The 26741-nt window shown below is 67.9% G+C and carries 24 protein-coding genes; 6 read left to right on the forward strand and 18 right to left on the reverse strand.

Annotation, left to right across the window (positions count from 1 at the left end; genetic code table 11):
* Nucleotides 1-42: 42 nt before the first annotated feature.
* Entirely contained in the window at nt 43-861 is an 819-nt protein-coding gene (locus C1922_RS17535) for a S1/P1 nuclease (RefSeq protein WP_108750940.1), read from the forward strand.
* A gap of 9 nt (nt 862-870) precedes the next feature.
* Nucleotides 871-1671: an MBL fold metallo-hydrolase gene (locus tag C1922_RS17540; protein ID WP_108750941.1), complete on the forward strand. Its 801-nt coding sequence runs from the start codon at nt 871-873 to the stop codon at nt 1669-1671.
* 42 nt (nt 1672-1713) lie between these two features.
* Here C1922_RS17540 and C1922_RS17545 read toward each other — a convergent pair whose 3' ends face one another.
* The 3 genes from C1922_RS17545 to C1922_RS17555 are packed head-to-tail and all read right to left on the reverse strand — an operon-like array spanning nt 1714 to nt 3846.
* Entirely contained in the window at nt 1714-2277 is a 564-nt protein-coding gene (locus tag C1922_RS17545; RefSeq protein WP_108750942.1) for a hypothetical protein, read from the reverse strand.
* Nucleotides 2274-3488, reverse strand: a complete 1215-nt coding sequence (locus C1922_RS17550; RefSeq protein WP_108750943.1) for a TonB family protein — start codon at nt 3486-3488, stop codon at nt 2274-2276. Before C1922_RS17550 ends, C1922_RS17545 begins: the two co-directional genes overlap by 4 nt.
* A complete protein-coding gene (locus tag C1922_RS17555) occupies nt 3481-3846 on the reverse strand; it encodes a BlaI/MecI/CopY family transcriptional regulator (protein WP_108750944.1) in 366 nt (121 codons plus the stop codon). The genes C1922_RS17550 and C1922_RS17555 overlap by 8 nt, the downstream gene beginning before the upstream one ends.
* 118 nt (nt 3847-3964) lie before the next feature.
* Here C1922_RS17555 and C1922_RS17560 point away from each other — a divergent pair, with 118 nt between their 5' ends.
* The 3 genes from C1922_RS17560 to C1922_RS17570 all read left to right on the forward strand — a co-directional run bounded on the left by C1922_RS17560 (nt 3965) and on the right by C1922_RS17570 (nt 7185).
* Complete coding sequence (locus C1922_RS17560; RefSeq protein ID WP_108750945.1) at nt 3965-4522, forward strand: flavin reductase family protein; 558 nt, start codon at nt 3965-3967, stop codon at nt 4520-4522.
* 34 nt (nt 4523-4556) lie between these two features.
* Entirely contained in the window at nt 4557-6509 is a 1953-nt protein-coding gene (locus C1922_RS17565) for an acetyl-CoA hydrolase/transferase C-terminal domain-containing protein (protein WP_108750946.1), read from the forward strand.
* 127 nt (nt 6510-6636) lie between these two features.
* Nucleotides 6637-7185, forward strand: coding sequence for an NADAR family protein (locus C1922_RS17570; RefSeq protein ID WP_108750947.1), 549 nt, complete (start codon nt 6637-6639; stop codon nt 7183-7185).
* Between the two features lie 24 nt (nt 7186-7209).
* On the opposite strand, the gene C1922_RS17575 is transcribed toward C1922_RS17570, so the two are convergent.
* The 15 genes from C1922_RS17575 to C1922_RS17645 form a co-directional block, all read right to left on the reverse strand.
* Complete coding sequence (locus C1922_RS17575) at nt 7210-7515, reverse strand: HigA family addiction module antitoxin (RefSeq protein ID WP_108750948.1); 306 nt, start codon at nt 7513-7515, stop codon at nt 7210-7212.
* Nucleotides 7516-7692: 177 nt separating this feature from the next.
* On the reverse strand, nt 7693-9690 hold the full coding sequence (gene tkt, locus C1922_RS17580) for a transketolase (protein WP_108750949.1): 1998 nt from the start codon (nt 9688-9690) through the stop codon (nt 7693-7695).
* 126 nt (nt 9691-9816) lie between these two features.
* The gene (locus tag C1922_RS17585) at nt 9817-10239 is read right to left on the reverse strand and encodes a hypothetical protein (RefSeq protein ID WP_233614725.1); all 423 of its coding nucleotides are present in this window, start codon (nt 10237-10239) and stop codon (nt 9817-9819) included.
* 77 nt (nt 10240-10316) lie between these two features.
* On the reverse strand, nt 10317-11636 hold the full coding sequence (locus tag C1922_RS17590; RefSeq protein WP_108750951.1) for a dicarboxylate/amino acid:cation symporter: 1320 nt from the start codon (nt 11634-11636) through the stop codon (nt 10317-10319).
* 57 nt (nt 11637-11693) lie between these two features.
* Nucleotides 11694-13394: a BatD family protein gene (locus C1922_RS17595; protein WP_108750952.1), complete on the reverse strand. Its 1701-nt coding sequence runs from the start codon at nt 13392-13394 to the stop codon at nt 11694-11696.
* Nucleotides 13391-15196 (reverse strand): VWA domain-containing protein, encoded by a 1806-nt coding sequence (locus tag C1922_RS17600; protein ID WP_108750953.1) that lies wholly within the window; start codon nt 15194-15196, stop codon nt 13391-13393. The genes C1922_RS17595 and C1922_RS17600 overlap by 4 nt, the downstream gene beginning before the upstream one ends.
* The gene (locus C1922_RS17605; protein WP_108750954.1) at nt 15193-16197 is read right to left on the reverse strand and encodes a VWA domain-containing protein; all 1005 of its coding nucleotides are present in this window, start codon (nt 16195-16197) and stop codon (nt 15193-15195) included. Before C1922_RS17605 ends, C1922_RS17600 begins: the two co-directional genes overlap by 4 nt.
* Nucleotides 16194-16643: a DUF4381 family protein gene (locus C1922_RS17610; protein ID WP_108750955.1), complete on the reverse strand. Its 450-nt coding sequence runs from the start codon at nt 16641-16643 to the stop codon at nt 16194-16196. The genes C1922_RS17605 and C1922_RS17610 overlap by 4 nt, the downstream gene beginning before the upstream one ends.
* Complete coding sequence (locus tag C1922_RS17615; protein ID WP_108750956.1) at nt 16640-17554, reverse strand: DUF58 domain-containing protein; 915 nt, start codon at nt 17552-17554, stop codon at nt 16640-16642. The genes C1922_RS17610 and C1922_RS17615 overlap by 4 nt, the downstream gene beginning before the upstream one ends.
* Before the next feature lie 8 nt (nt 17555-17562).
* Complete coding sequence (locus tag C1922_RS17620; protein WP_108750957.1) at nt 17563-18588, reverse strand: MoxR family ATPase; 1026 nt, start codon at nt 18586-18588, stop codon at nt 17563-17565.
* Between the two features lie 164 nt (nt 18589-18752).
* Nucleotides 18753-20723, reverse strand: a complete 1971-nt coding sequence (locus C1922_RS17625) for a type IV pilus secretin PilQ family protein (RefSeq protein WP_108750958.1) — start codon at nt 20721-20723, stop codon at nt 18753-18755.
* A gap of 21 nt (nt 20724-20744) precedes the next feature.
* A complete protein-coding gene (locus tag C1922_RS17630) occupies nt 20745-21281 on the reverse strand; it encodes a pilus assembly protein PilP (RefSeq protein WP_199912194.1) in 537 nt (178 codons plus the stop codon).
* Nucleotides 21278-21943 carry a type 4a pilus biogenesis protein PilO gene (gene pilO, locus C1922_RS17635; protein ID WP_108750959.1) on the reverse strand — a complete coding sequence of 222 codons (666 nt, stop codon included), beginning with the start codon at nt 21941-21943 and terminating at the stop codon, nt 21278-21280. Before pilO ends, C1922_RS17630 begins: the two co-directional genes overlap by 4 nt.
* Entirely contained in the window at nt 21940-22824 is an 885-nt protein-coding gene (locus tag C1922_RS17640; RefSeq protein WP_108750960.1) for a PilN domain-containing protein, read from the reverse strand. Before C1922_RS17640 ends, pilO begins: the two co-directional genes overlap by 4 nt.
* Nucleotides 22824-23882, reverse strand: coding sequence for a pilus assembly protein PilM (locus C1922_RS17645; RefSeq protein WP_108750961.1), 1059 nt, complete (start codon nt 23880-23882; stop codon nt 22824-22826). Before C1922_RS17645 ends, C1922_RS17640 begins: the two co-directional genes overlap by 1 nt.
* Before the next feature lie 219 nt (nt 23883-24101).
* Between C1922_RS17645 and C1922_RS17650 the strand changes: the two genes are divergently transcribed.
* Nucleotides 24102-26522 (forward strand): penicillin-binding protein 1A, encoded by a 2421-nt coding sequence (locus tag C1922_RS17650; RefSeq protein ID WP_108750962.1) that lies wholly within the window; start codon nt 24102-24104, stop codon nt 26520-26522.
* The last annotated feature ends 219 nt before the right edge of the window (nt 26523-26741 follow it).

Raw genomic sequence — 26741 nt, forward strand, 5'->3', positions numbered from 1 at the left:
TGCGTCAATTCCCTGTCCCTGCCGCGCCGCTAGAATGGGCGGATGAAAGCCCTGCACTCCCTGTTCCTCGCCGCCGCGCTCGCCCCGGCCCTGCTGACTCTGTCCGCGCCCGCCCATGCCTGGGGCGCGCAAGGCCACCGCCTGGTGGCCGAGGTGGCCGAAACCCGCCTGAACCCCACGGCCCGTGCCGAAGTGGACCGCCTGCTGGCCACCGAACCCGGCGCCACCCTGGCCAGCATCGCGCCCTGGGCCGACCAGCTGCGCGCCAAGGACCCCGGCCTGGGCCGCCGCTCTGCCGGCTGGCACTACGTCAACATCGCCGAAGACGGCTGCCATTACGAAGCCCCCAAGCACTGCAGTAACGGCAACTGCATCGTGGAAGCCCTGAAGGCGCAGAGCGCGATCCTTGGCGACCGCCAGCTGACTGATGGCGAGCGCCTGCAGGCGCTGAAGTTCGTGGTGCACATGGTGGGTGACGTGCACCAGCCGATGCACGCCGGCTACGGCCACGACAAGGGCGGCAACGATTTCCAGCTGCAGTTCGGCAACCGCGGTACCAACCTGCATTCGCTGTGGGACAGCGGCATGCTCAATACCCGCAAGCTGGATGACAGCGGCTACCTGCCGGTGCTGCGCGCACTGCCGGCGCCGAAGCTGGCGCGCCAGTCCAACCCGCAGCGCGATCCGCAGCGCTGGGCCGAAGCCAGCTGCCGCATCTCGGTGCAACCCGGCGTCTACCCCGCTTCGCGCAAGATCGGCGATGAATACACCGCGCGCTACCGCCCGGTGGCCGAGGCGCAGCTGCGGCTGGCCGGTGAAAACCTTGCCCAGCTGCTGAACCGCGTGCTGGGCACACGCTGAGGAGGTTCCATGTCGGTCCAGGTCCAATCCTTCTTCCACCGTGACAGCAATACCTTCAGCTATCTGGTCAGTGATCCGGCCAGTGGCGAGGCGGCGTTGATCGATCCGGTCCTGGATTACGACCCGGACACCGACGCCAGCAGCGACGCGCCCGTGCGCCCGCTGCTGCAGGCCATCGAACAGCAGGGCCTGCAGCTGCGCTGGCTGCTGGAAACCCACGCCCACGCCGACCACGTGTCGGCCGGGCGCCGGTTGAAGGCGCGGTTCCCGCAGGCCACGCTGGCCATCGGCGAAGGCATCCGCGCGGTGCAGGCCACCTTCGCGCCGCGCTACGGCCTGGACTTACCGGCGCAGCACGCGCACTTCGACCATCTGTTCAGCGATGGCGAAACCTTCGCGCTGGGCACGCTGCAGGGCCGCATCATCGCGGTGCCGGGCCACACCGGCGACAGCATCGCCTACCTGATCGGCGATGCGCTGTTCACCGGCGACTCGCTGTTCATGCCCGATGGCGGCACCGCCCGCTGTGATTTCCCGGGCGGTGACGCGGCGCAGCTGTACCGCTCCATCCAGCGCCTGCTTGCGCTGCCCGATGCCACCCGCGTGTTCGTCTGCCACGACTACGGCCCGGGTGGCCGCGCGATCGCCAATGAAACCACCATCGGCGCGCAGCGTGCGCACAACATCCACGTGCACGACGGCGTGGATGAAGCCGCGTTTGTCAGCGTGCGGCAGGCACGCGATGCCACCCTGGCCGAACCGAAGCTGATGCAGCCGGCGGTAAAGGCCAACATCGTTGGCGGAGCCTGACGACAGCGGTGGAAAACCGCCGGGCGTGGCCCGGCGCTACCTTTACCTGCCCTGCGTGCGCACCACGTGCTGGCCCTTCACGATTTCGAAAGTGAAGGCGTACTGCAGGGTGACCGCCACCGGTTCGATGCTGTCGGCGCCCTGGCAGTCGCTGCGGTCCTTGGGCACCTTCCCGGGCGCGAAACGGCAGACCGCCGCCGAGGAATACTTCCACTGCGCGACCGCGTCCTGCGCGGCCTGCAGCAGCGGGGCATTCTCCGTCGCCGCACCCGCGCTGCATTCCGTGCGGTCGGTCAGCGGCATGCTGCGTTCAACCCCGCCCTGCGCGTCCACCACAACCTGCAGGCAGACCGTGGTTGGCGGCAACGCGGTGCGTGGATCGCGCTCGCCCACCACCGGGTCCGGTGCCGCATACAACTGCGGCATCCGGTAGCCCTCGCTGGCGGCCAGCGTGTACGGCTGGACCTGCCCTGCACCACCGGCCGCATCGGGCTGCAGGCGCTGGTGGCCGACGCTCTCGTTGCGCGTATCGACCGTGGTCAGGCGTTCATGGCTGGCGCAACCGGCCAGCAACGCGGCCAGCAGGCACAGCGGCATGCCTCTCACTTCCGGCCACCTTCGGAATCATCGTCATCCATGGCGAAGGTGATCGGCACCTTCACCGCGGCCGCCACGGGCACGCCGTTCTTCAGTGCCGGACGGTAGGTCCAGCTGCGCGCGGCGGCCTTGGATACCTCGTCGAACACGCCTGGATTGGTGGCGCTGAGGATCCGCACATCGGTCAGCTGGCCCTGTGCATCCACCTCCAGGCGCAGCGTGACCACGCCGGTCTGGCCGTTTTCAAACGCCGAGCGCGGATAGCTGGGCGGGGGCATCTTGTCGATCTGGATATCGCGATTGCCCGCGCCCGCTGCCGCGCCGCGCTCTACACCAGCGGCCCCCTGGCTGGCCCACGCCAACGCCGCCCCACCCATGCACAGACCCACCAGCAACAGCTGGCCCGACAACTTCGGCAATGCCTTCCGCTTCGACTGCTTCAACATGGCGATACGCTCCTTCAACACGGGTTGGCTGCGCCAATGGCAGGCCATCGGCGCAACCGGGTGGACCAGCTGCGCCTTCAGCAGCGTGCTGGCGTAGAGACGGCGCTGCGAGGGCTGTGCGGCAACGGTACGTGCGTCGCAGGCCAGTTCCTGGTCGCGCAGGAAACGGCGCGCGGCCCAGGGCAGCAACGGGTGGAACCAGAACACCGTGCGCGCCAGCAGCAGGGCCCCATTGGCCCAGTGGTCGCCATTGCGGCGATGGCTGCGTTCGTGCAGCAGGATAAGGGCCTGCTCGTGGGCATCGAACTGCTGGTCGAAGTGCGGGCCAACCACGATGCGCGGCCGCCACAGCCCCACCAGCGCGGGCAGGCCGGGGTCGGCGCTGGCCTGCCAGCTGCCATCGGCACGCGCCTGCAGTGGGCCCAGCGTCCGCTCGAAACGGCGTTGCGCACGCAGCGCGCGCAGCAGCTGCAGGCCGGCGCCCAGCCCCCAGGCCACGGCCAGCAGCCACGGCCACAGCAACACCTGCGCGGCAGGCCCTTCCACGGTGCCCGGCACCACTTTGAATGGCAGCGTGGGCACGTGCTGCAGCACCGGCAATGCCGGCACGGGCAGCAGCAGGGCCAGCAACAGCAGCGGCAACAACCACCAGCTGCGATAGGCCAGTTCCGCACCGCCCAGCGTTACCAGCACGGGCCGCACGGCCGCCAGCAGCAGCACGCCCAACGCCAGCCCCAGGCTGGCCTGCCACAGTCCATCGAGCAGCTCATTCATCGTCCATCTCCTGGATCAGCTTCTTCAGTTCGGCAATGTCCTGTGCGGTCAGCTGCCCGCGCTCGCTGAAGTGGGCCACCAGCGGCGCCACGCGGCCATCGAACACGCGGCCAATGAAGTCCTGGCTCTGCGTGTCCACCCACGCCTGGCGTTGCAGCAGGGGCAGGTACAGGTAGCGACGGCCGTCGCGTTCGGCGGCAATGGCGCCCTTGGTCAGCAGGCGGTTGAGCAGGGTCTTGATGGTCGGCTCGGCCCAGTCGCGGTGGGCCAGCGCGGCGACCACATCGTCTGCGCTGCGCGGCGACTGCTGCCACAGCACCTCCATCACGATGGCTTCGGCTTCACTGATCGGGCTCATTGTTTACATCCGTAATCGACAATTCGATTACGCGCGTAATCGACCCGGCTGTCAAGCCCCTCGACATGCGGTTCATCTGCCCCGGACCAGCATCGAAGCCACCGCCCACGGAGCCTGCATGAAGCCGCTGCGCAAGAAGGACTACCCCGTCGAGGACGCACGCCGGTACCTGGAACCGGGGCCGATCGTGCTGGTCAGCACCGCGGCGCAGGGCCACCGCAACCTGATGACGATGGGCTGGCACATGGTGGTGGGTTTCTCGCCGTCGCTGGTGGCCACCTACCTGTGGAGCGAGAACCACAGCTTCGCCCTGGCCCGGGACAGCGGCCAATGCGTGATCAACGTGCCTGGCGTGGATCTGCTGGACACGGTGGTGGACATCGGCAACTGCAGCGGCCGTGACCTCGACAAGTTCGCCCACTTCGGGCTGGACGCGCTGCCAGCGCGCGACGTGGCCGCGCCGCTGGTGGGCCAGTGCCATTCCTGCTTCGAATGCCGCCTGTACGACGACAGCCAGGTGCAGTCGAGCAATCTCTTCATCTGGGAAATCGTGCGCGCGCACGTGGCGCCGCGGCCGAAGCTTCCGCGCACGTTCCACTATCGCGGCGATGGCCAGTTCATGCTGTCCGGTGCCGAAGTCTCGCGTCGACGGCGGTTCAAGCCCGACATGCTGTAATGCCCGCACTCCCCCGCACGCAGGACCTTGCCGCATGACCGAACACCTGACCGACCTGGACGCCGCCGTTGATTGGCTGTTCGCGCGCGTGGACGGGCCGCTGCGGGTGGGGGCGCCGCTGGCGCTGGGCAAGCCGCACCGGCTGTTGAATGCCTTGTATGCACGGGTGGAGGCGGATCCGTCGCGGCCGCTGCAGCTGTACACCGCGCTGTCGCTGAACCCGCCCAAGGCGCGCGGCGATGGCCTGGAGGCGCGCTTCATGGCGCCGTTCGTGCAGCGCCATTTCGGCGAGGATTTCCCGCGCCTGGCTTACGCCGATGCCATCGCCCGCGATGCGCTGCCGGCGCATGTGCAGGTGGAAGAGTTCTACATGCAGTCCGGCGCGCTGCTGGGGTCGCGGCAGGCGCAGTCCAGCTATACCAGCCTGAACTACACGCACGCGGCCGATGCGGTGGCCCAGCGCGCGCCGCAGGTGATCGTACAGAAAGTGGCCATGCGCCCGGATGATCGCCGGCTGTCGTTGTCCTGCAACAACGACATCACCCAGGACACGCTGGATGCGATGGCCGCACGCGGCCTGCCGCGCCCGTTGCTGGTGGCCGAGATTGATCCGCAGCTGCCCTACCTGGGCGGTTCGGCCACGGTGGATGTGTCCTTCTTCGACCTGGTGATCACTCCGCCGCCGCCTTACCCTGCGCTGTTCGGCCTGCCGCGGCAGCCGGTGGCCGACGCCGACTACGCCATCGGCCTGTACGCCAGCACCCTGGTGCGCGATGGCGGCACGCTGCAGATCGGCATCGGCACCCTGGCCGATGCACTCAGCCACGCGCTGGTGCTGCGCCATACCGACAATGCGCGCTACCGCCGCGTGCTGCATGCGCTGGACCCGCAGCTGGCCAGCCATCCGCTGGTGCAGGAAATCGGCGGGCTGGAGCCGTTCGAGGTCGGCCTGTATGGCTGCAGCGAGATGCTAAATGAAGGCTTCCGCCGGCTGGTGCAGACCGGGGTGATCAAGCGCAAGGTGCACGACGACCTGGCCCTGATGCAGCGCATCGAAAACGGCAGCACGCTGTCGATCGACCACGCCACGCTGGCTGCCGAGGGTGAATACCTGCACGGCGCGTTCTACCTGGGTTCGCCGGAATTCTACGAATGGCTGCGCACCCTGCCCGAAGACGAATGCCGCGCGATCGGCATGCGCCGCATCAGCGAGATCAACCAGCTCTATGGTGGCAACGAGACGCTGGAGCGCCTGCAGCGCCGCCATGCGCGCTTCTTCAATTCCTGCATGATGGCCACCGCGCTGGGCGCTGCCGTATCCGACGCGTTGGACGATGGGCGCGTGGTCTCGGGCGTGGGTGGGCAGTACAACTTCGTGGCCATGGCCCATGCCTTGCCGGAAGCACGCAGCGTGCTGATGTTCCGCGCCGCACGCGACGACAAGGGCCAGCGCGCATCGAACGTGCGCTGGAACTACGGGCATACCACCATTCCTCGGCACCTGCGCGACATCTATCTGAACGAGTACGGCATTGCCGATCTGCGCGGATTGACCGACGAGGACTGCGTGCAGGCGATGACCGCCATTACCGAAGCGCCGTTCCAGGCGGGGCTGCTGCAGCAGGCGCACGCCGCACGAAAACTGCGTGCCGCGCAGCAGCCGGATCCGCAGCGACTGCAGCGCAACACGCCTGCCGCGTTGGCAGCGGCACTGGCGCCCTTCCGCAGTGACGGCACCCTGCCCGACTACCCGCTCGGCAGTGATTTCAACGAGATCGAACAGGTGTTGGTGAAGGCGCTGGGCTGGCTGAAGGCCAATACGCAGACACGCGGCGCGACGTTGCGCACGGTGTGGGACGCGCTGCGCCAGCCGGCCGGCGATGGCGATGCGGTGTATCTGCAGCGCATGGGGCTGCAGGCGCCGAAGGATTTCGGCGAGCGCTTGAACGCGCGGCTGCTGCGGCTGGCGTTGGCGCGTACCGCGTAATCGCGCGTACGGTGGCGCCGAGGCATGCCCTGCGGAACGGTAGCGCCGGGCCATTCCCGGCGGAACATCTTCTGTGCCAACCAAAGTTGGCACCTACCAGCCTGCAGCGGCGCGCTATGCTGTGCCGATGAACGACGATTCCCGTTTCCTGCACGACCTGCAGCAACGCCAGGCCGCAGGCGAAGACCTGCGCTATCTGTGTTTCTGGGGCCACCAGCCACCGCGTAGCGGCGTGTCCGCATCCTGCTTCAGCCAGTGGTACGACGCCGGCTTCGACATCGATGGCGTGCACTACCGCACCGCCGAGCACTACATGATGGCCGGCAAGGCGCGGCTGTTCGGCGCAACCGCCCTGCTCGAAAAGATCATCGCCAGCGCCACGCCGGACAAGGCCAAGGCGCTGGGCCGCCAGATCGAAGGCTTCGATGAAGCGCGCTGGGTGCAGGCACGCTACGACCTGGTGGTGGCCGGCAACCGCGCCAAGTTCAGCCAGAACCCCGAACTGGGCGCCTTCCTGCGCGCCACGGCGAGTTGGGTGCTGGTCGAAGCCAGCCCGGTCGATTTCATCTGGGGCATCGGCCTGGCCAAGGACCACGCCGACGCGCACAACCCGGCGCAGTGGCGCGGGCTGAACCTGCTGGGGTTTGCATTGATGGATGTGCGCGAGGCGATGTAGCGTTCATCCACGCATGGCGTGGATCTACTGCGGGCGGTTCAATGCTTCGGGGAGATCGAGACGCGCGATCGCAGGATGTTCGCGATGTTCTGCCTGCCAGAGATCGTAGGCCGCTTGCATCGCCAACCACATCCGGGCATTTCCCAGACCGGCCAGTTCCAAGCGGTACGCCAGCTCGGCAGAAATGCCTGCATGGCCGTTGATGACCGTCGACAACTGCCCACGTGAGTACCCGAGGTGGTGCGCGAGCGCACTGATGGACATCTTGATCGTCGGCAGGATGTCTTCGCGTAGCGCTTCCCCAGGATGGGGCGGATCATGCAGCGGCATCGGGCATCCTCGGTCCAGCCATCAGGCAACCCCTGACATCGCACTGTTATTGCAGAGTTCGCCGTACCGGCGGAAGAGGCCATCGCGTCATCGACATCGACACGGCGGTCAGTGCCGATCGGAAAACAAGAAAGGCCGGCTTGCGCCGGCCTTTCCCTTTCTGCTTCGCGACGCGGCTTACAGCGCCTTGGCCGCTTCCACCACGTGCGTGGCGGTGATGCCGAAGTGCTGGTACAGCTTGTCGGCCGGGGCCGAGGCGCCGAACGTGTCGATGCCGATCACGGCACCGTCCAGGCCGACGAACTGGCGCCAGAAGCCGGTGACGCCGGCTTCCACCGCCACGCGCTTGCGCACGGCGTTGGGCAGCACCGATTCACGGTAGGCCGCATCCTGGCGCAGGAACACGTCGGTGGACGGCATGGAGACCACGCGGGTCTTCAGGCCGGCGGCATCCAGCTGCGCCTTGGCTTCGGTGGCCAGCGACACTTCCGAACCGGTGGCGATCAGGATCACGTCCGGGGTGCCGGCCGCATCGGCCAGTACGTAGCCGCCGCGTTCGATCTGCGCGATCTGCTCGGCATCGCGCGGCTGGTGCGGCAGGTTCTGGCGGCTGAACACCAGGCAGCTCGGGCCATCCTGACGGGTGATCGCAGCCTTCCAGCTGACCGCCGACTCCACCGCATCGCAGGGACGCCACACATCGTTGTTCGGGATGTAGCGCAGCGAGGCCAGGTGTTCCACCGGCTGGTGGGTCGGGCCGTCTTCGCCCAGGCCGATCGAGTCGTGGGTGTAGACGTGGATGGCATGGGCCGGGATCAGCGCGCTCATGCGCACGCCGTTGCGGGCGTAGTCGCTGAACACCAGGAAGGTGGCATCGAACGGAATGAAGCCACCGTGCAGAGCCAGGCCGTTGGCAATGGCGGTCATGCCGAACTCGCGCACGCCGTAGTACACGTAGTTGGCGTTGGCGTCGTCGCTGGCGACCGACTTGCTGCCCTTCCACAGGGTCAGGTTGGAGTGCGCCAGGTCAGCCGACCCGCCGACCATTTCCGGCAGCAGCGGGGCGAAGGCTTCGATGGCCAGCTGCGAGGCCTTGCGCGAAGCGATCGTCGGGCCTTCAGCGGCCACCTGGGCGATGTAGGCATCGGCCTTGGCGACGAAGTCGGCCGGCAATTCGCCGTGCGAGCGACGGGTCAGTTCGGCGGCTTCGGCCGGGAACTGCGCGGCGTACTTGTCGAACTGCTGTTCCCACTCAGCCTGGCGCAGGGTGCCGGTACCGCCGGCACGCCAGCCGGCGTAGATCTCTTCGGGAATCTCGAACGGACCGTAGTTCCAGCCCAGCTGCTTGCGGGTGGCTTCCAGTTCGTCCTTGCCCAGCGGCGCGCCGTGGCTGGATTCCTTGCCGGCCTTGTTCGGCGAACCAAAACCAATCGTGGTGCGGCAGCAGATCAGGGTCGGCTTGTCGCTCTGCGACAGCGCGGCCTCGATGCCGGCCTTGATGCTTTCCGGGTCATGGCCGTCGACATCGCGCACCACGTTCCAGCCGTAGGCCTCGAAACGCTCGGGGGTGTTGTCGGTGAACCAGCCTTCGACGTTGCCGTCGATGGAGATGTGGTTGTTGTCCCAGAAGCAGACCAGCTTGTGCAGGCCCCAGGTGCCGGCCAGCGAAGCGGCTTCATGCGAAACGCCTTCCATCAGGCAGCCATCGCCCATGAACACCCAGGTGCGGTGGTCGACGATTTCCAGCTCCGGGCGGTTGAAGCGCTGTGCCAGCAGCTTCTCGGCCAGGGCAAAGCCCACGGCGTTGGCGAAACCCTGGCCCAGCGGGCCGGTGGTGGTTTCCACGCCCGGGGTCTCGTGGCGTTCCGGGTGACCGGCGGTGTGGCTGCCCAGCTGGCGGAACTGCTTGAGCTGTTCGATCGGCAGGTCGTAGCCGCTCAGGTGCAGCAGGGCGTACTGCAGCATCGAGCCGTGGCCGTTGGACAGCACGAAGCGGTCGCGGTTGAACCACTGCGGGTTGTTCGGGTTGTGCCGGAGATAGTCGTTCCAGAGGACTTCGGCGATATCGGCCATGCCCATGGGCATGCCGGGATGGCCGGACTTTGCGGTTTCAACCGCATCGGCGGCAAGGAAGCGGATGGCGTTGGCCAACTGGCGACGGGTAGGCTGCGTCATGGTTCTGTCGGAATCGGGAGGCGGCCGCGGACGTGCGGGCCCCCCATTGTCCCACAGACCCGGGGCCGGGTTCAGGCGTAGGGCCAGATCCCTTGCCAGAGAAAGGGATCTGGCCCCGCCCGCCGCTTACTTCGGGGCGGCGGCCTCGATCACGGCGCACATCGACTTCTTCTGGAAGTCCTCGCCGGTGGCGTAGGTGGCCGGGGTGGTCTTGGTCACGGTGATCTTCGAGCCCTTGCCCTCGGCCTCGATCAGCACGTTCCACGGCAGGGTGGTCTGGCCGCCGTTGAACTGGACGTTCTGCTCCATGGTGAGCATGCCCAGGTCCTTGTCCACGGTGGCTACTTTCAGGCCCGACTTCACGCCTTCGATCTGGATGCGCTTGAGCGCGTCAGCCGGGGTCGCGTTGGGCACTACGTCCCAGGTGGTGAAGGTGCGCCCGGCGAAGAAGCTGCCGGTCTTGGTGTAGTTGGTTTCACAGGCCTTCTGGGCACTGGCGTCGAAGGCCAGCAGGCCCAGGGCGGCGACCATCACGTACGAAATCCTCATTTCTGCTCCCGTTCGCACGGCGCCAATCCCGACGCCTTCCATGCGTCGGGATAGTATCCATGGCATTCAGGGCGCGTTCAATCGCGCGGCGCTGCCGGCTCCGGGCCATCGTGCGCTTCGCCCTTGGCCACCAGGGTGGTCAGGGCCAGGTCGCCGGTCACGTTCAGGGCGGTACGGCACATGTCCAGGAAGTGGTTCACGCCCAGGATCAGGCCGATGCCCAGCGGGTTCACCCCGACCATGGCACAGATCATCGCCACCACCGGCAGCGAGCCGGACGGCACGCCGGCCGTACCGATGCCGCCCAGGATGCACACGGCCATGACCATGATCTGCTGGCCGATGCTCAGGTCCACGCCGAAGAACTGGGCCAGGAAGATGACCGTCACGCCCTCGAACAGCGCGGTGCCGTTCTGGTTGGCGGTGGCGCCCACGGTCAGCACGAAGCGCGACACGCGCTGCGGCAGGCCCATCTGGTCGGCCACGCGCAGGGCGGTGGGCAGGGTCGCGTTGCTGGAGGCGGTGGAGAAGGCCATCACCGTCGCTTCCTGGGTATCGCGGAAGAACGACAGCGGCGAACGGCCCGACAGCCACACGGCGGTACCGTAGGTCACCACCATGTGCAGGCCCAGGGCCAGCACCACCACGCCCACGTAGGCGCCCAGGCGGATGATCAGCTCGAAGCCGAACAGTGCGGCCAGGTTGAACATGAAGCATGCCACCGCATACGGGGCCAGGCGGATGACCAGGTTGATCAGGGTCATCGAGATTTCGAACACGCCCTCGATGGCGCGGCGCAGCGGCGCAACCTTCTCATCGTCGGTCAGCACCATGCCGATGCCGAACATCAGCGCAAAGAACATCAGCGACAGGATGGCGCCGTTGTCCGAAGCGGCCTGCAGCACGTTGCTGGGCACGATCGACAGCAGCATGTCCATGCCCTTGGGCGTGCCATGGATGCCGGCCACGATTTCCTTGCTGCGCTCGGCGTTCTCCGAAAGCATCAGTGCGGCGGTCTGCGGGTCCACGCCGGCGCCGGGCTTGAGCACGTTCACCAGCACCAGGCCGATGCCCACGGCAATACCGGACAGCAGCACGGTGTAGGCCAGGGTCTTCCAGCCGATGCGGCCGAGCGCGCGGATATCGCCCATTTCCGACACACCCATGATGAGTGCCGAGAAGATCAGAGGCACGATCAGCATGAAGATCAGGTTCAGGAACAGGCCCGAGGCGGGCGTGGTGATGTAGTCCATCACCCACTTGGCGCCGGTCTGCAGGCCTTCCACGCTGCCACCCAGGGCGTGCACGATCAGTCCCAGGACCAGGCCGATCGCGAAGCCGATGCCCATCTTCCAGTGCAGGGGCAACTTCTTCTTGCCGGCAGCAGCTGCTGTCATATGCGGGGTTCCTCGAAAAATGAATCTACTCTAACAAAGCGCGCCGGCCGCGCTGGTTCAGGGTTGCCGCGTGGGGTACAGCGGCGCCAGCCCAGTGTCGCCGTCCGCGTGCGGGGCCGACCAGTGCGGCCCGGCACGGAAGGCCACCCGCAGGCGGGCCCGCAGCGCGCCCAGTTCGCCCTGCCCGCCCCAGCGCGCCTGCTGCAGGTCCCGCAGCACCTGGCGCTGTTCGGTGTCGGCCAGGCGATCGATCACCTGCTCCAGGCGCTCCACGCCGGCCATCGCGCACAGCTGTGCTTCTACCTGGTCGAAGCCGTCGGCATCCAGCGCGCGGCGCAGGTCGGCCGTGCTGCCGCCCCCGTGGCGGACCGGAGATGCCGCCGTGCCCGCCGCTGCACCGGCAGGCGCCGCTGCCCTGCGGCCACGCCGCCAGCCCCACAGCAGGGTCAGCAGCCACAGCACGACCAGCCCCACCACGGCGGCCACCCACGGCCATGCCGGCACCGCGCGCGCCGTCGCGGCCAGTGCCGTCTGCGCCGTCGGGGTCGCATCCTGGCCAGGCAAGGCCGATTGCGTGTCGATGGGCTGCGGTGCGGGCACCCCGCCACGCCCGGCGCTGACCGCTAGGCGCAGTTCGGGCAGGCGCGCCTGCTGCGCCGTACCACTGTCCACGTTCCACCAGGCCACATTGGGCCCGGGCACCAGCAGTTCGCCCGGCGTGCGCGGCACGATCGAATAGCGGCGGGTGATCTTCAGCCGGGGCGTGCTGCCGGTGAAGGTTTCATCGTATTGCGCCGGTTCGGCGAACACCTGCGCCGCATCGCCCAGGTCGGGCACCGGCAGGTCGGTGAACTGCGCGCGCGTGGCCCCGTTGGCCACCGCTTCAACCACCACGGTGGCGGCTTCGCCGGTACGCGCGGTGTTCGGCGCACTGGTATAGCGCAGCTGCAGGCCGTGCAGCGGCAGCCACGGCTGTGGCGCCTGCGCCGGTTGCTCGCGCACCTGCAGGGTGCGCTCGGGCGCGACGGCATTCATGCGGCCATCGCCCCCGTTGCCGAAGAAATCGTCAAAGAAACCGCCCGCGCTGCGGCCACTGAAGCGTGCGCCCGGCAGGCGCAGCGCACCGCTGCGTTCGGGAATGAGCAGGAAGCGCCGCTCAACAACGTTGTAGCGACGGCCATTGATCTGCCGCACGTCGGTGCGGTCCTCGCCCACCCGCTGCAGCGATGCGCCCTGCGGTGTATCGAGCACCAGCTCGCCCGAAGCCAGCTGCGAGGCGAAGTACAGCCGCACCACCACGCCTACGCTCTGCTGTACGTAAGGCGTGTCATCGTCCACTTCGGTTTCGACGAAGGCGGCGGCATTGGTCTGCGCTGTCGCCACCGCGGCGGCATTCACCTGCAGGGTAAGCGGCACCGTACGCGCGGCGCCGACCTGCAGCGAGGGCACCTGCAGCACGCCGGTGCGGCGCGGCGTCAGCAGCACCGTATACACATCGCGGCGCTGCATGCCGCCATTGCTCCACTGCACCTGGCGGCTGCTGCTCTGTGCGCCCAGCGCGAAATCAACGTTCAGCGGCGTGTAGTCGGGCGTGCCCTGGTCGGTTTCCACATTCAGGGTGACCGAGTCGCCGGCGGCGATGGTGTCCGGCTCCAGCCACGCACGGGTCTGGGCCATGGCGGCCAGCGGCAGCCACAACAGCCACAGGGCCAGCGCCGGCAATGCCCAACGTTCATGCACGCGCGCCTTGCGCTTCATCGCCCTTCCCTCTTTCTACGTTCGTTTTCCAACTGGAACTTGGTGCGCAGCAGCGCCCCCGGATCATCGGGAACGCGGCGCATCCACGCTTCCACGGCCTGTTGCTCCTCGCGCTGCTGCGGGGTGCGGCCGTCGCTGCGTGCGGCGACCTTGCCGGCCTGGTCGGCGCGCTGCGCCTGCTGCAGGGACTGCTGCATGCGCTGGCGCTGCTGGGCATCGGCCTGCGCCTGCGCCTTGGCGTCGGCAGACTGTGGCGGTTGCTGTGAATTGCCCGCGCCCGAACCGTCCTGCTGCTCACCCGGCTTGCCGTCCTGCGGACGTTGCGGTTGGCCCTGCTGGCCCTGCTGGCCTTGTTGACCCTGCTGGTCTCGTTGACCCTGCTGGCCCTGCGACGGCTTGGTTGGCTGCGATGGGTTCTGCGACTTCGGCGGCTGTTTGCCCTGCCCCTCGTTCTTGCCCGGCGGCGGCTTGCGCTTGCGCGCGGCATCGACCACCGCGCGGTTGGCCGCGGCATCGGCCATGCCCGGGTGCTTGGCCAGCGCCTTGTCATAGGCGGCGATGGCACCGTCATAGTCGCCTTGGCGTGCCAGTGCGTTACCCAGGTTGTACCAACCGGCATCGCTGTCGATGCCTTCGAACTTCTGTCGGGCCGCCGCGAAATCGCCGTTGTGGTACGCCTGCACGCCATCGGCCAGGCGCTCGTGTTCGCGCTGGTCGCTACGCTGCCACAGCGTGCCGTGCTGGGCAGGGTTGGGAGCGGCAGGCTGAGCGGCCTGCACCTGCCCGCTCAGCGGCAACAGGCCCACGGCCAGCACGGCGGCCAGCAGCGCGCGGCGACGGAACGCCAGCAGCGCCAGCAGCATCACCGGCGGCAGCAGCCAGTAGCCTTCATCCTGCCACTGCCGGCTCTGGCCGGGCCGCGCCTGCGCCTGCGCGCCGCTGCCGTCCAGCACATCCAGCGCCTGCAGGTCGCGATCATCGGCGGCAATGCGCTGGTAGCGACCGCCACCGGCCGTGGCCACCGCGCGCAGCCCGGTTTCGTCCAACGCGGCCTGCTCGATCTGGCCGCTGCTGTCGCGGTAAGCGGCACCGGCGGGCGTGCCCAGACCCAGCACCGACACCTGCAGGCCGAGTGCGCGCGCCTGCGCCGCGGCCAGTGCCGCTTCGCCGTTGGCCTGATCGCTGATCAGCAGGATGCGCCCGCGCAGCGCGCCGGTCTGCCGCAGCAACTGCGTGGCCCAATCGATGCCGCGGTCGGCACGCTGGCCATCACGCGGCATCACATCCGGCGCCAGCGCATCCAGGTACAGCGCCACGTTGGCCACATCATCGGTCAACGGCGCCACCGTATAGGCATCGTCGGCGTAGACCACCAGGCCCACTTGCCCGCCCTGTCGCGCCCGCAGCAACGCGCCGATCTTGGCTCGTGCCTGCAGCAGGCGCGACGGCGGCAGATCGGTCGCGGTGATGCGGCTGGACAGGTCCAGCACCACCACCAGGGGCGCACTGGACTGGAACAAGGGCTGCGCCTGTTGCCGCCAGCTGGGCCCGGCCAGGGCCAGCACGGCCAGCGCCCAGCCCAACACGATGGCCCACGGCAACCGCAGCCGCCGGCGCCCTTCGGTGGCCAGCAGGTGTGGCAGCAGATGCGCGTCCACCGCCTGCCGCCAGCCCTCGCTGCGGCGCTGCCGCCACAGGGCGAAGGCGATGATCACCGGCAGCGCCACTAACGCCCACAGCCAATCAGGCCGCAGGAAATGCAGCGCGTTCCAGTCCGGCAGGGCCAACGACAGGGCGATCATCGGCGGCGCTCCGGCCACAGCCAGGCCAGCGAACCCAGCAACAGCGCCAGGGCCAGCGGCCAGGCGTAGCGTTCGTCGCGCGGGCGCGTGCTCGGGCCCTTGCCGGCAATCGGCTCCAACCGGTCCAGTTCGGCATAGATGCCCACCAGTTCGTCGGTATCGCGCGCACGGAAGAAGCGGCCCCCGGTCTGCTCGGCGATCCGCCGCAGCGTGGCCTCGTCCACCGGGTCGCGATCGGCGGCGATGGGAATACCGAACAGGCGCATGCTGCCGTCGCCACCGAAGGCCACGGTGTGCACCCGCACGCCTTCGGCCTTGGCCAGCTCGGCCGCGCGCAGCGGTTCCAGCACGCCGGCATTGCTGACACCGTCGGTCAGCAGGATCAGCACCCGCTGTCCTTCCGGCTGCGCGCGCAGGCGCTTGACCGCCAGTGCGATGGCATCGCCGATGGCCGTCTCGCGCCCAGCCAGGCCGACCACACTGTCGCGCAACTGGTCGCGCACGCTGGCCAGATCTGCGGTGATGGGGGTAAGCGTGTACGCGCGGTCGCCGAACACCAGCAGGCCCACGCGGTCGCCGGCGCGGCGGTCGAGGAAGTCAGCCAGCACCGCCTTGGCCGCGGTCAGGCGTTCCACCGCCTGCGGGCCCAGCACCATGTCCGGTTCGCTCATGCTGCCCGATACGTCCATGGCCAGCATCATCTGCCGGCCCTGCTGCGGCGGCGTGATGGCTTCGCCCAGCTGCTGCGGGCGGGCCATCGCCACGCACAGCGCGGCCCAGCCCAGCCACAGCAGCAGGGTGCGCAGCCACGAGGCATCCACCCGCCCACCACCGGCCAGGGCCTGCAGTTCGGCGGCGGCATACGGTACGCGCAGCGCCGCGCCCGGCAATGCGCGGCGCGGCCAGAAGTGCATCAGCAGCGGCAGCGGCAGTGCCAGCAACGCCAGCGGCCACGCCAGTTGCAGATCCGGCCAGGGCCAGTAGGAGGCCAGCAGATTCATCGGCGGCGCTCCTGCAGCAGCTGCACGTAGCGCTGCCGTGCCCACGCGCGGACGTCGTCCAGTTGCGAGGCCTCTATCTGCGGACGGTATGGGCCTTCGGCCAGCAGGGTGCGCTGCGCATCGGGCAAGGCGTTGTGCGGATCGACGCGCGTCCACCAGGCCGCATCCTGCAGCGCTTCGCTGCCCGGTTGCGCCTGGCGTGCCGCACGCCGAAGCAGACCGGCAATCACCGCCAGCTCGGCCGGAGCGTTCGCGGCGGCCCGTAGTTCCGTGTCGAAGGCGTGCAACCAGCGCTGGCGGCGACGGTGACGCCGGACCACGATCACCACGATGACCGCCAGCACCGCCAACACGGCGGCCATCACCATCAGCCAACCCGGCGCAGGCGGCCACCAGGACGGCGCGGGCGGCAGCGCGACGTCGCGCAGCGGCAGCGCGGCGCTCATGCCGGCAACTCGGTGACGGCCGGCGCCAACCAGGCATCGCTGGCGGCATCGGTGGAGAGCATCTGCACATCGATGCGGCGCGCCACCAGGTGCCGTCGCAGCGCATCCACCGGCGCGACGAAATGGGCGTGCCAGTGCGCCTGCACATCGCTGCGGCGCAGGTCCAGGCTGACCCGCTGCTGTGGCGAGAGGAACTGCAGCGCGGCCGACGGTGGCTGCAGTTCCAGCGGATCCACCAGCAGCAGCAACGTCACGTCATGGTGTTGCGCCAACGCGCCCCAGCGCGCAGGTGCGATGCGCAGGGCCTGCTGCGGATCGGCCAGCACCAGCAGCCGCGCACCGGGGCGCAGCACGCGGCTGGCGTGGTCCAGCGCGCGCTCCAGGCCCAGATCGTCGGCGGGCGGCTGCGCGTACCAGCGGGTAAGCGCGTCGAGCACGCGCAGCACACCGCGCGGCCCGCCAGCGGGGGCCACCGGCGGTTCGCGATCGCTGCCGCGCAATGCCCCGATGCGGTCGCCACGGCGCTGCGCGGACCACGCCGCAATGGCGCCGGCACGCGCGGCCTGCACCGATTTGAAGCGCACGCGGGTGCCGAAATACAGGGCCGGCGCGGTGTCGGCCACGATCAACGTGACCCGCTCGCGCTCGGCCTGGAACAGCTTGGTATGGGCGCGCCCGCTGCGGGCGGTCACCCGCCAGTCGATATGGCGCGCATCATCACCGGCCACGTACTCGCGCGATTCGGCGTATTCCATGCCACGGCCGCGCAGCGGCGACGGTGCCTGCCCGGCAAGACCGGTGCGACCGCGTCGCGGCGCCGGCGGGCGCTGCGCCAGGCCACGCAGGGCCACCAGTTCGGCCAACTGCGGTCGCAGGCCGTCACCGGCGCTGGGCGTGGGGAGATCGGTCATGCGCAGACTCAGGGCGCGGGCACGCGGGCCAGCAGTTTCTGCACCAGGCGCTCGCCGTCCCAGCCTTCGGCAGTGGCTTCATAGCTGGGCAGCACCCGGTGGCGCAGCACGTCGGCGGCCACCGCCCGCACGTCGTCGGGGGTGACGAAATCGCGACCAGCTAGCCAGGCGCGCGCACGCGCGCAGCGTTCCAGGGCGATCGACCCCCGCGGACTGGCGCCCCATGCAATGCGGCGGCCCAGTGCCGGGTCGTAGCGGCCGGGATCGCGCGAGGCCAGCACCAGTTCCACCAGGTAGCGTTCCAGCGCCGGCGCCATGTGCAGGTCGAGCACCTGCCGGCGTGCATCGAACACGTCCTGCATCGGCAGCTTGTCCGGTGCCGGCGCCGCTTCACCCAGCGCGCCGCGCGCACGCTCGCGCGCCAGCCGCAGGATCTCCGCTTCGGCGGCCTGGTCGGGGTAGCCGATGCGCACGTGCATCAGGAAACGGTCCAGCTGCGCTTCCGGCAGCGGGAAAGTGCCTTCCTGCTCGATCGGGTTCTGCGTGGCCATCACCAGGAACAGCGAGGGCAGCGCATAGGTGTGGCGGCCAACGGTCACCTGGCGTTCGCCCATGGCTTCCAGCAGCGCCGACTGCACCTTGGCCGGGGCACGGTTGATCTCGTCGGCCAGCAGGATGGGATGGAAGATCGGGCCGGGCACGAATTCGAAACGGCCTTCCTGTGGGCGCCAGATCTCGGTGCCGGTCAGGTCGGCCGGCAGCAGGTCGGGGGTGAACTGCACGCGCGCGAACTCGGTTTCCAGGCGTGCGGCCAGCGCGCGGATGGCGGTGGTCTTGGCCAGGCCGGGCGCGCCTTCCACCAGCAGATGGCCGTCGGCCAGCAGTGCAATCAGCAGGCGCTCGACCAGCGCGGCCTGGCCGACGATCTCGGCCGACAGCGCATCGCGCAGGCTGGTGAAGGCGGCATGCAGCCGCGACGTGGCAGGCGCAGGCGGCGGGGAGATGGATTCGGGCATCGGCGGTGGCAGGTTCATGGGGGCCTTTGACCGGCGCAGAACGGCACGGGTTCCCCACATCATCGCAGGCTGGTCCGGGGATTGGATCAAGGATGGATGAATGGCCCTCCACGCATGGCGTGCATCCACAACGAAAAGGGGCCGCACGTGGCGGCCCCTTCTCGTACATCCGGTGGCACCGATCAGCTGCGCTTGGCCACGCGCAGCACCTTCGGGGTCACGAACACCAGCAGTTCCGCCTTGTCCTTGTTGCGGCCGCGCTTCTTGAACAGATTGCCCAGGAACGGCACGTCGCCCAGGAACGGCACCTTGCTGACGCTGTTGCGGTCTGTGAACTCATACACGCCACCGATCACCACGGTCTGGCCATCTTCCACCAGCACGGCGGTGTTGACCTCGCGACGGTTGATTTCCGGGATTTCACCGTAGCCGGCCAGGGTGATGTAGCGCTGCACTTCGTCCTTCTTCACCGCCATGTTCAGGAACACGCGGTTGTCGTCGGTGATGGTCGGGGTGACCTTCAGCTCCAGCACCACTTCCTTGAACTGCACGTTCGGGGTCTGCGCACCGCCGGCGGCACCGCCACCGCTGATGGTGACGTAGCCGATTTCCTTACCCTGCTTGATCAGGGCTTCGCGCTGGTTGGTGGTGACCACGCGCGGGTTGGAAATGACTTCACCACGCGACTCTTCCTGCATGGCCGACAGTTCCACGTCCAGCAGGTAGCCGGCGTTGAGGATCGACAGTGCCAGCGAACCGGGGTTGCTGGTGGACGCCACCGGCAGGTTCCAGTTCAGACCGCGAGTGATGGCCGGCGCCAGCGGCACCGGTGCGGCACCGACGCTGCCACCAGCGATCCACTCGTTGTAGGCGGTCTGGTTGGCGCGCGCGGTATCGATCTGCGACGAGCGGGTCTCCGAGTTGGCATCAAGGTCGCCGCTGAAGTACACGTTGTCGCGGCTGCCACTGATGCCGAACTTCGCACCCAGTTCGCGGGCGAAGGTATCGGTGGCGATCACGATGCGGCTTTCGATCAGCACCTGGTCGACCGGGCGGTCGATCACCCCGATCAGCTCACGCATGCGCGCGATCTTCTTCGGAATGTCGCTGATCATCAGCGTGTTGGTGCGTTCGTCGGCCACGATGCGGCCGCGCGAGGACAGGAAGCCACTCTCTTCCTGCGACGACGAACCACTGCCACCCTGGCCACCACCACCGCCACCGATGCCCTTGGCTTCGGTCAGCGCTTTGAAGATCTGCGTGGCGCTGTGGTAGTTGATCTGCACGTAATCGGTCACCAGGTCTTCGCGGTTTTCGATCGCGATGCGCGCGTCTTCTTTTTCCTGCTCGAACTTGGCCAGTTCGGCCTGCGGCGCCACCCAGATCACGCTGCCGTCGCGGCGCTTGTCCAGGCCCTTGGCACGCAGCACGATGTCCAGTGCCTGGTCCCACGGCACATTGACCAGCCGCAGGGTCACGTTGCCCTGCACCGAATCGGAGGCCACCACGTTCAGGTTGGATTCTTCGGCGATCAACTGCAGCACGGTGCGCACCGGCACGTCCTGGAAGTTGAAGGTGACCGGCTTGCCGCTGTAGCCGCGCTGCGGCACACCCTTGGCGGCCTGGCTGACGCTGCCGGCGGTAACCGCACCCACTGCGGCCGGGGCCTTGCGCGGGGTGATCTCGACCACGTATTCGTTGCCGCTCTGGTAGGCCAGCGATTCGACCGCACCACCGGTGCTGAGCACCAGCTGGGTGCCGGCACCGGACGGCTTGGCGTCGATGCGCTGCACCGGCGTGGCGAAGTCGGTCACGTTCATCGGCTTCTGCAGGTTCGCCGGCAGGCTTGCGTTGCCCACATCCACGATCACGCTGTTGTCCTGCGTGCGCAGATCCGGGATGGCGCCCTGGCCGTCGAACTGCACGATCAGGCGGCCGCTGCCGTCGTCACCGCGCTTGAAGTCGATGCGCGACACCGCAAGGCTGGCCGGCGCGGTGGCCGGCGCAGCAACGGTGGTGCTGGCCGGCTTTGCAGCCGGCGCGGCAGCCAGCGCCGGAGCGCAGGCCAGCATCAACGCGACTCCCAGCGCGCTGATGCGGTTCAAGGTAGAGCGCCGGATGGGTCGCAGCCCCTTGGCTTGGTGAAAAGTCATCGTGCTATCCCCAGTAAACGATCATTGATCTTCCAGCGCGAGCGTAGCCGGACGTTCCAGCCAGCCACCCGCGCCATCCGGCACCAGTTCGATCAGCTCCACGCGGTCTTCGAAGACCGCGGTGACCCGCCCGTCGCTCTGCCCCAGGTAACCGCCCGGGCGTACCCGGTAGGTCACCTTGTCCGGCCCCATCACCAGCGCGACGGTACCGCCGCCGGTGCCGATGGTGCCGACCATGTCCAGTGCATCCAGCGGGAACCCTTCCAGCGGTTCCTTGCGCCGGTTCGGATCCGGGCGCAATCCGCCAGCCCCCTGCTGTGGATTGGTCCAGGCATCGGTGAACGGATCGCGCATGCCCTGCGCGGAATATTCGAAGGTCTCGAACTGCTGCATCACGGGCAGCGGCTCCAGCGGCTGCGCCGGTCGGGCGCGTTCGCTTTCGACCCACTTCTCAAGGTTGGGGGCATCGCCCGGCGTGCTGGTCACACCGCGGCCGCAGGCGGCCAGCAGCAGTACCACCATCGCCATGCCACCGCGTGCAATGAAGGAACGGATCACTTCTTCGCCTCCTTGCCTGCTGCACCCGCTTCAGCCTTCTGCTGTTCCGCCACCTCGTTTTCATCCAGGTAACGGTAGGTCTTGACCGTACCGGACAGCACCAGCGCACCGGCGCGGATGTTGCCGTTGGTCTTGTCAGCCGGCTTCAGGTTGATGTCGTGCATGGTCAGGATGACCACGCGCGGCAGCGAGGCCACGCCACTGACGAACGCACCGAACTGGTGGTAGCTGCCCACCATGCTCAGCTTGATCGGCTTTTCGGCGTAGAACTCCTTCACCTGTTCTTCTTCCGGCTCGAACAGCTGGTTGGCCAGGCCGCTGGACAGCGCGGTCTGCGAGATGTCGATGATCAGATCGGGCATCTCGGTCTTGCTGGGCAGCTGGCGCAGCATCTGCTGCAGAACCTGCTCCATCTGTGCCAGCTGCTGCTTCAGCGGTTCCAGGTTGACCGCGCGTTCCTGTTCCTTGGTGAATTCCTGGCGCAGGGTGGTTTCCTGGCTTTCCAGGGTCTGCAGCTCTTCACGCTTGCCGCTGATCAGCAGCATCCACAGCACGAAGATGATGACCACGGCGATCAACGAGCAGAAGACAATCTTGGCGTTGCGCGGCCAGTTGCCGATGTCGTTGAAATCCAGGTTCTTCAGTTCGACTTTCTTGCTCATGCGCGGTCCCCCTGCGGCAGGGCATGGAAGGCCTGCGGCGGCTGGGCCAGGCGGCTACCCTCGGTCTTCGGCGCGGCCGGTTGTGCCGGTTGCGCTGCGGGGGTAGCCGGTGCGGCCGGTGCCTGCGGTGCCGGTGCCGGTGCATTGCCCGGTGCCGGTGCCGGCGCCGGCGCTGCGCCCGGAGCTGCCGGTGCCGCAGCATCCGGACCCGCACTCAGTGGCGCCACGGTCGGCGCGGCCGGTGCACCGGTTGCCACGCTGCCGTCGGCGTTCAGGCCCGGAGTGGTCGACTCCTCGCTTTGCGCCGGCAGCTTCACCGTCACCTTGAACACGTACGGCAGGGCCTTGATGTCAGCCACCGGACCCACCGGTGCGGCGTCCTTGTCTTTCTCCGGCTCGCTGGCCTTGATGATCGACAGTTCCGGGTTGGTCATCCAGCCGGACACTTCCAGGTTGCGCATGTAGGCGGACACGCGCGCGTTGGACTGCGTGCGGCCTTCCAGAGTGAGGGTGTCGCCATCCTGCTGCAGGGCGGTCAGCACCACGCCATCGGGAATGGTGCGGACCAGGGCGTCGAACAGGTGAACCATCTGCGAGCGCTTGGCCTGCAGCTGTTCGATCACGGCCTTGCGGGCCAGCAGGCGGTTCTTCTGCTCGTCCAGGCGGTCGATCTCGGCGTTCTGCGCCTTCACCTTGGTGATCTCGGCCTGCAGATAGGCGTTGCGGTCCATCTGGCCGCTCACCTGCATGTCGTAGTAGAACCACACCAGCAGCGACAGCAGCACGCCGCCCAGTGCAGCCATGCCCAGCATGACCCCGAACTCGCGCTGGCGTTGCTTGCGCCGCTCGGCGCGCCAGGGCAATAGATTGATGCGTGCCATCAGTCGAAGCTCCTCAGTGCCAGACCGGTGGCGATCATCAGCGCCGGGGCATCCTGGGCCAGCGCCTGGGCCTGCACCTTCGGACCCAGGGTCATCTGTGCCAGCGGGTTGGCGACCACAGTCGGCACGCCCAGCTGTTCTTCGACCATTTCCGGCAGACCGGCCAGCGCAGCGCAGCCGCCGGCCAGCACGATGTGATCAACCCGGTTGAATTCGCTGCCCGCGTAGAAGAACTGCAGCAGGCGGCTGATCTGCTGCACCGTGGCTTCCTTGAACGGCTCCAGCACTTCCATTTCGTAGCTTTCCGGCAGCCCACCCTGGCGCTTGGCCAGACCGGCTTCCTCGTAGCTCAGGCCGTAGCGGCGCATGATCTCGTCGGTCAGCTGCTTGCCGCCGAACACCTGTTCGCGGCTGTACAGGCTGCGGCCAGCGCGCAGGACGTTCAGGGTGGTCATGGTTGCGCCGATGTCCACCAGGGCCACCACGCCATCGCTGGACACCGGCAGTTCGCTGGCCACCAGGGCGAAGGCGTTCTCGACCGCGAAGGCCTCCACGTCCATCACCTTGGCCTGCAGGCCGCCCAGTTCCAGCGCCGACTGGCGCAGTTCCACGTTTTCCGAACGCGACGCGGCCAGCAGCACCTGGACCATTTCCGGGTTGTTCGGGATCGCCCCGATCACCTCGAAATCCAGGTTCACTTCCTCGATCGGGTACGGAATGTAGTTGACCGCTTCCAGCTCGATCTGGGCTTCCATGTCGTTTTCGTCCAGATCGGCAGGCATCGGGATCACCTTGGTGATCACCGCCGAGCCGGCCACGGCAGCGGCGGCCAGCTTGGCCTTGCTGCCGGAACGGTTCATCGCACGGCGGATGGCCTCACCCACGGCCTCCACTTCCACGATGTTCTTCTCCACCACCGCATTCGGCGGAAGAGGTTCCACGGCGTAATGTTCCACGCGGAAACGGCTACCGCTGCGGGAAAGCTGCAAGAGCTTCACCGCAGTCGAACTGATGTCGACGCCTATGAGTGGCGACTGACTTTTTGGGATAAGCCCCACGGTTTCTCCCCTGCCGACGGGCACTTGGACACAAGAGCTGTGTCCGCGCATTAATAACGTATTCTTAGCAAATGGCAACCACCCTGCTGTGAAGTCCCTCACAGGTTCACGATGCAGCCCCTAGCGTTTGTCGTTGCGTCCCCTGGTAGCGACCCCAGCCGCCACCGTGCGTAATCTATACTCTGCGACCACGAAATTCGCAATCGGAATCTGAACCCGATGACTCGACTCCGCCGCTGGCTGCGCTGGATCTTCCTTGTTGTACTGGTCCTGGCGCTGGTCGGAGCGGCCGCCGTGGGCGGCCTGTACTACGCTGTGTCCTCCAAGCTTCCCGACGTGCAGACCCTGCGCGACGTGGAAATGCAGGAGCCCATGTACGTCTACGCTGCCGACGGCAAGCTGATGGCGGTGTTCGGCGAGACCCGGCGCACCCCCATCACCATGAAGGACGTGCCGGACAAGCTGAAGAAGGCCTTCCTGGCCACCGAGGACGCCCGCTTCTATGAACACGGGGGCGTGGATTACAAGGGCATCGGCCGTGCGGTATGGCTGCTGGCCACCACCAACGACAAGCGCGTGCCCGGTGGTTCCACCATCACCCAGCAGGTGGCCCGCCAGTTCTTCCTCAGTTCCGAATACAGCTACACCCGCAAGCTGGCCGAGATCCTGCTGGCCCGCAAGATCGAGTCGGAGCTGAGCAAGGATGAGATCTTCGAGCTGTACCTGAACAAGAGCTTCTTCGGCAATCGCGCCTACGGTGTGGCCGCCGCGGCCGAGTTCTACTACGGCAAGAAGCTGAACGAGCTGGACCTGGATGAAATGGCCTCGCTGGCCGGCATTCCCAAGTTCCCCTCCTCGGGCAACCCGATCTCCAACCCGGAACGTGCCCGCCAGCGCCGCGACAACTACGTGCTGCAGCGCATGGCCGACCTGAAGTTCGTCACCCAGGCCGAGGCCGACGCGGCCAAGGCCGTGCCGATGCACGCCACCGCGCACGAACCGCCGGTGCAGGTGGAAGCGCCCTACGTGGCCGAGCTGGTGCGCCAGGAAATGATCGCCCGCTTCGGCGGCGACGTGGTCAACAAGGGGTACCACGTCACCACCACCATCGATGCCACCCTGCAGACCGCGGCCAACCTGGCCGTGCGTGACGGCCTGCTGCTGTACGACCACCGCCACGGCTGGCACGGCGTGGAAAAGCAGGTGACGCTGGGCGCCGGCGACGATGCCGCGGCCCTGGCCGAGCACCTGCGCGGCATGTATGGCCAGGCCGGCCTGCTGCCGGCGATCGTGGCCAGCACCGGCGCCGACGGCAGCGCCACGGTGGTCCTGGCCAACCGCAGCGAGATCGTGCTGCCGGCCGGTGCCGCCAAGTGGACCAACAAGACCCCCGGCAAGCTGGTGCAGCGCGGTGACATCGTGCGCGTGCGTGCCGGCGCCAAGGAAGGCGAGTGGCTGCTGGACCAGATTCCGCGCGGCCAGTCCGCCCTGGTCTCGCTGGACGCCCACAGCGGCGCGCTGAAGGCGCTGGTGGGTGGTTTCAGCTTCTCGGGCAACAAGTTCAACCGTGCCACCCAGGCCCGTCGCCAGCCCGGTTCCAGCTTCAAGCCGTTCGTCTATGCCGCCGCCTTCGACAAGGGCTACAACCCGGCCTCGATTGTGCTGGACGCCCCGGTGGTGTTCCGCGACCGCCGCGGCAAGACCTGGGCGCCGCAGAACGATGGTGGCGGTTTCCGCGGCCCGATGCGCCTGCGTGAAGCGCTGGTGCAGTCGCGCAACCTGGTGTCGGTGCGCCTGCTCGACGGCATGGGCGTGGACTATGCACGCAAGTACATCAGCGAGTTTGGTTTCGCCGAATCGGAACTTCCGCCGAACCTGTCGATGTCGCTGGGTACCGCCTCGCTCACCCCGCTGTCGGTGGCCCGTGGCTATGCCGTGTTCGCCAACGGCGGCTCGCGCGTGGACACCTGGCTGATCGACCAGGTGAACGACCGCGACGGCAACCTCGTGTTCAAGGAAAACCCGGCGCTGGCCTGCCGCGAGTGCGCCGGCAGCAGCGACCAGCCGGTGAACCAGGTGGTGGACGGCTTCAACTTCGGCGCCCCGGCCCCGAAGGTGGACCCGAGCGCTGCCACCAAGCCGGCCACCGAGATCCCGGCCGCGCCGGCCAACCCGGACGCCCGCACCGCCCCACGCGCGATCGACGCCCGTACCGCCTACCAGCTGGTGTCGATGATGCGCGACGTCGTGCAACGCGGCACCGGCACCGCCGCCAAGGTGCTGGGCCGTGAGGACGTGGGTGGCAAGACCGGTTCCACCAACGACCACCGCGACGCCTGGTTCTCCGGCTTCGGCGGTCCGTACGCCACCACCGTCTGGGTGGGCCGCGACGACTTCCGTTCGCTGGGCTACCGCGAATACGGCGGCAAGGCCGCCCTGCCGATCTGGATCGACTACATGCGCGTCGCGCTGAAGGACACCCCGATCGCGCAGAACGAACCGCCGGCGGGCATGGTGCAGACCACGTTGAACGGCGCCACAGAGTGGGTGAAGGTGGAAGACATGGACCGCCTGACCGACTACGACCTGGACCTGCAGAGCACCCCGCAGGCGGACGCCGCCGCGTTCGATATCTTCTAAGGCACGCATGGGTGGGGGCCAACGTGTGTTGGCTCTTCCACAGCCTGGTAGCTTCGTGCCGACCAAGGTCGGCACCTACCAGAGCAGCCCGCAGCCCGGTAGCGGGCCAACCTTGGTTGGCCCTTCGTGCCGACCAAGGTCGGCACCTACCAGAGCAAGGCCCGCAGCCCGGTCGCTTCGTGCCGGCCGAGCACGCGCATGTCACATCCCTGCGCTACT

The sequence above is a fragment of the Stenotrophomonas sp. ZAC14D2_NAIMI4_7 genome (genome assembly GCF_003086675.1).
In the GTDB taxonomy this organism is placed as follows: domain Bacteria; phylum Pseudomonadota; class Gammaproteobacteria; order Xanthomonadales; family Xanthomonadaceae; genus Stenotrophomonas.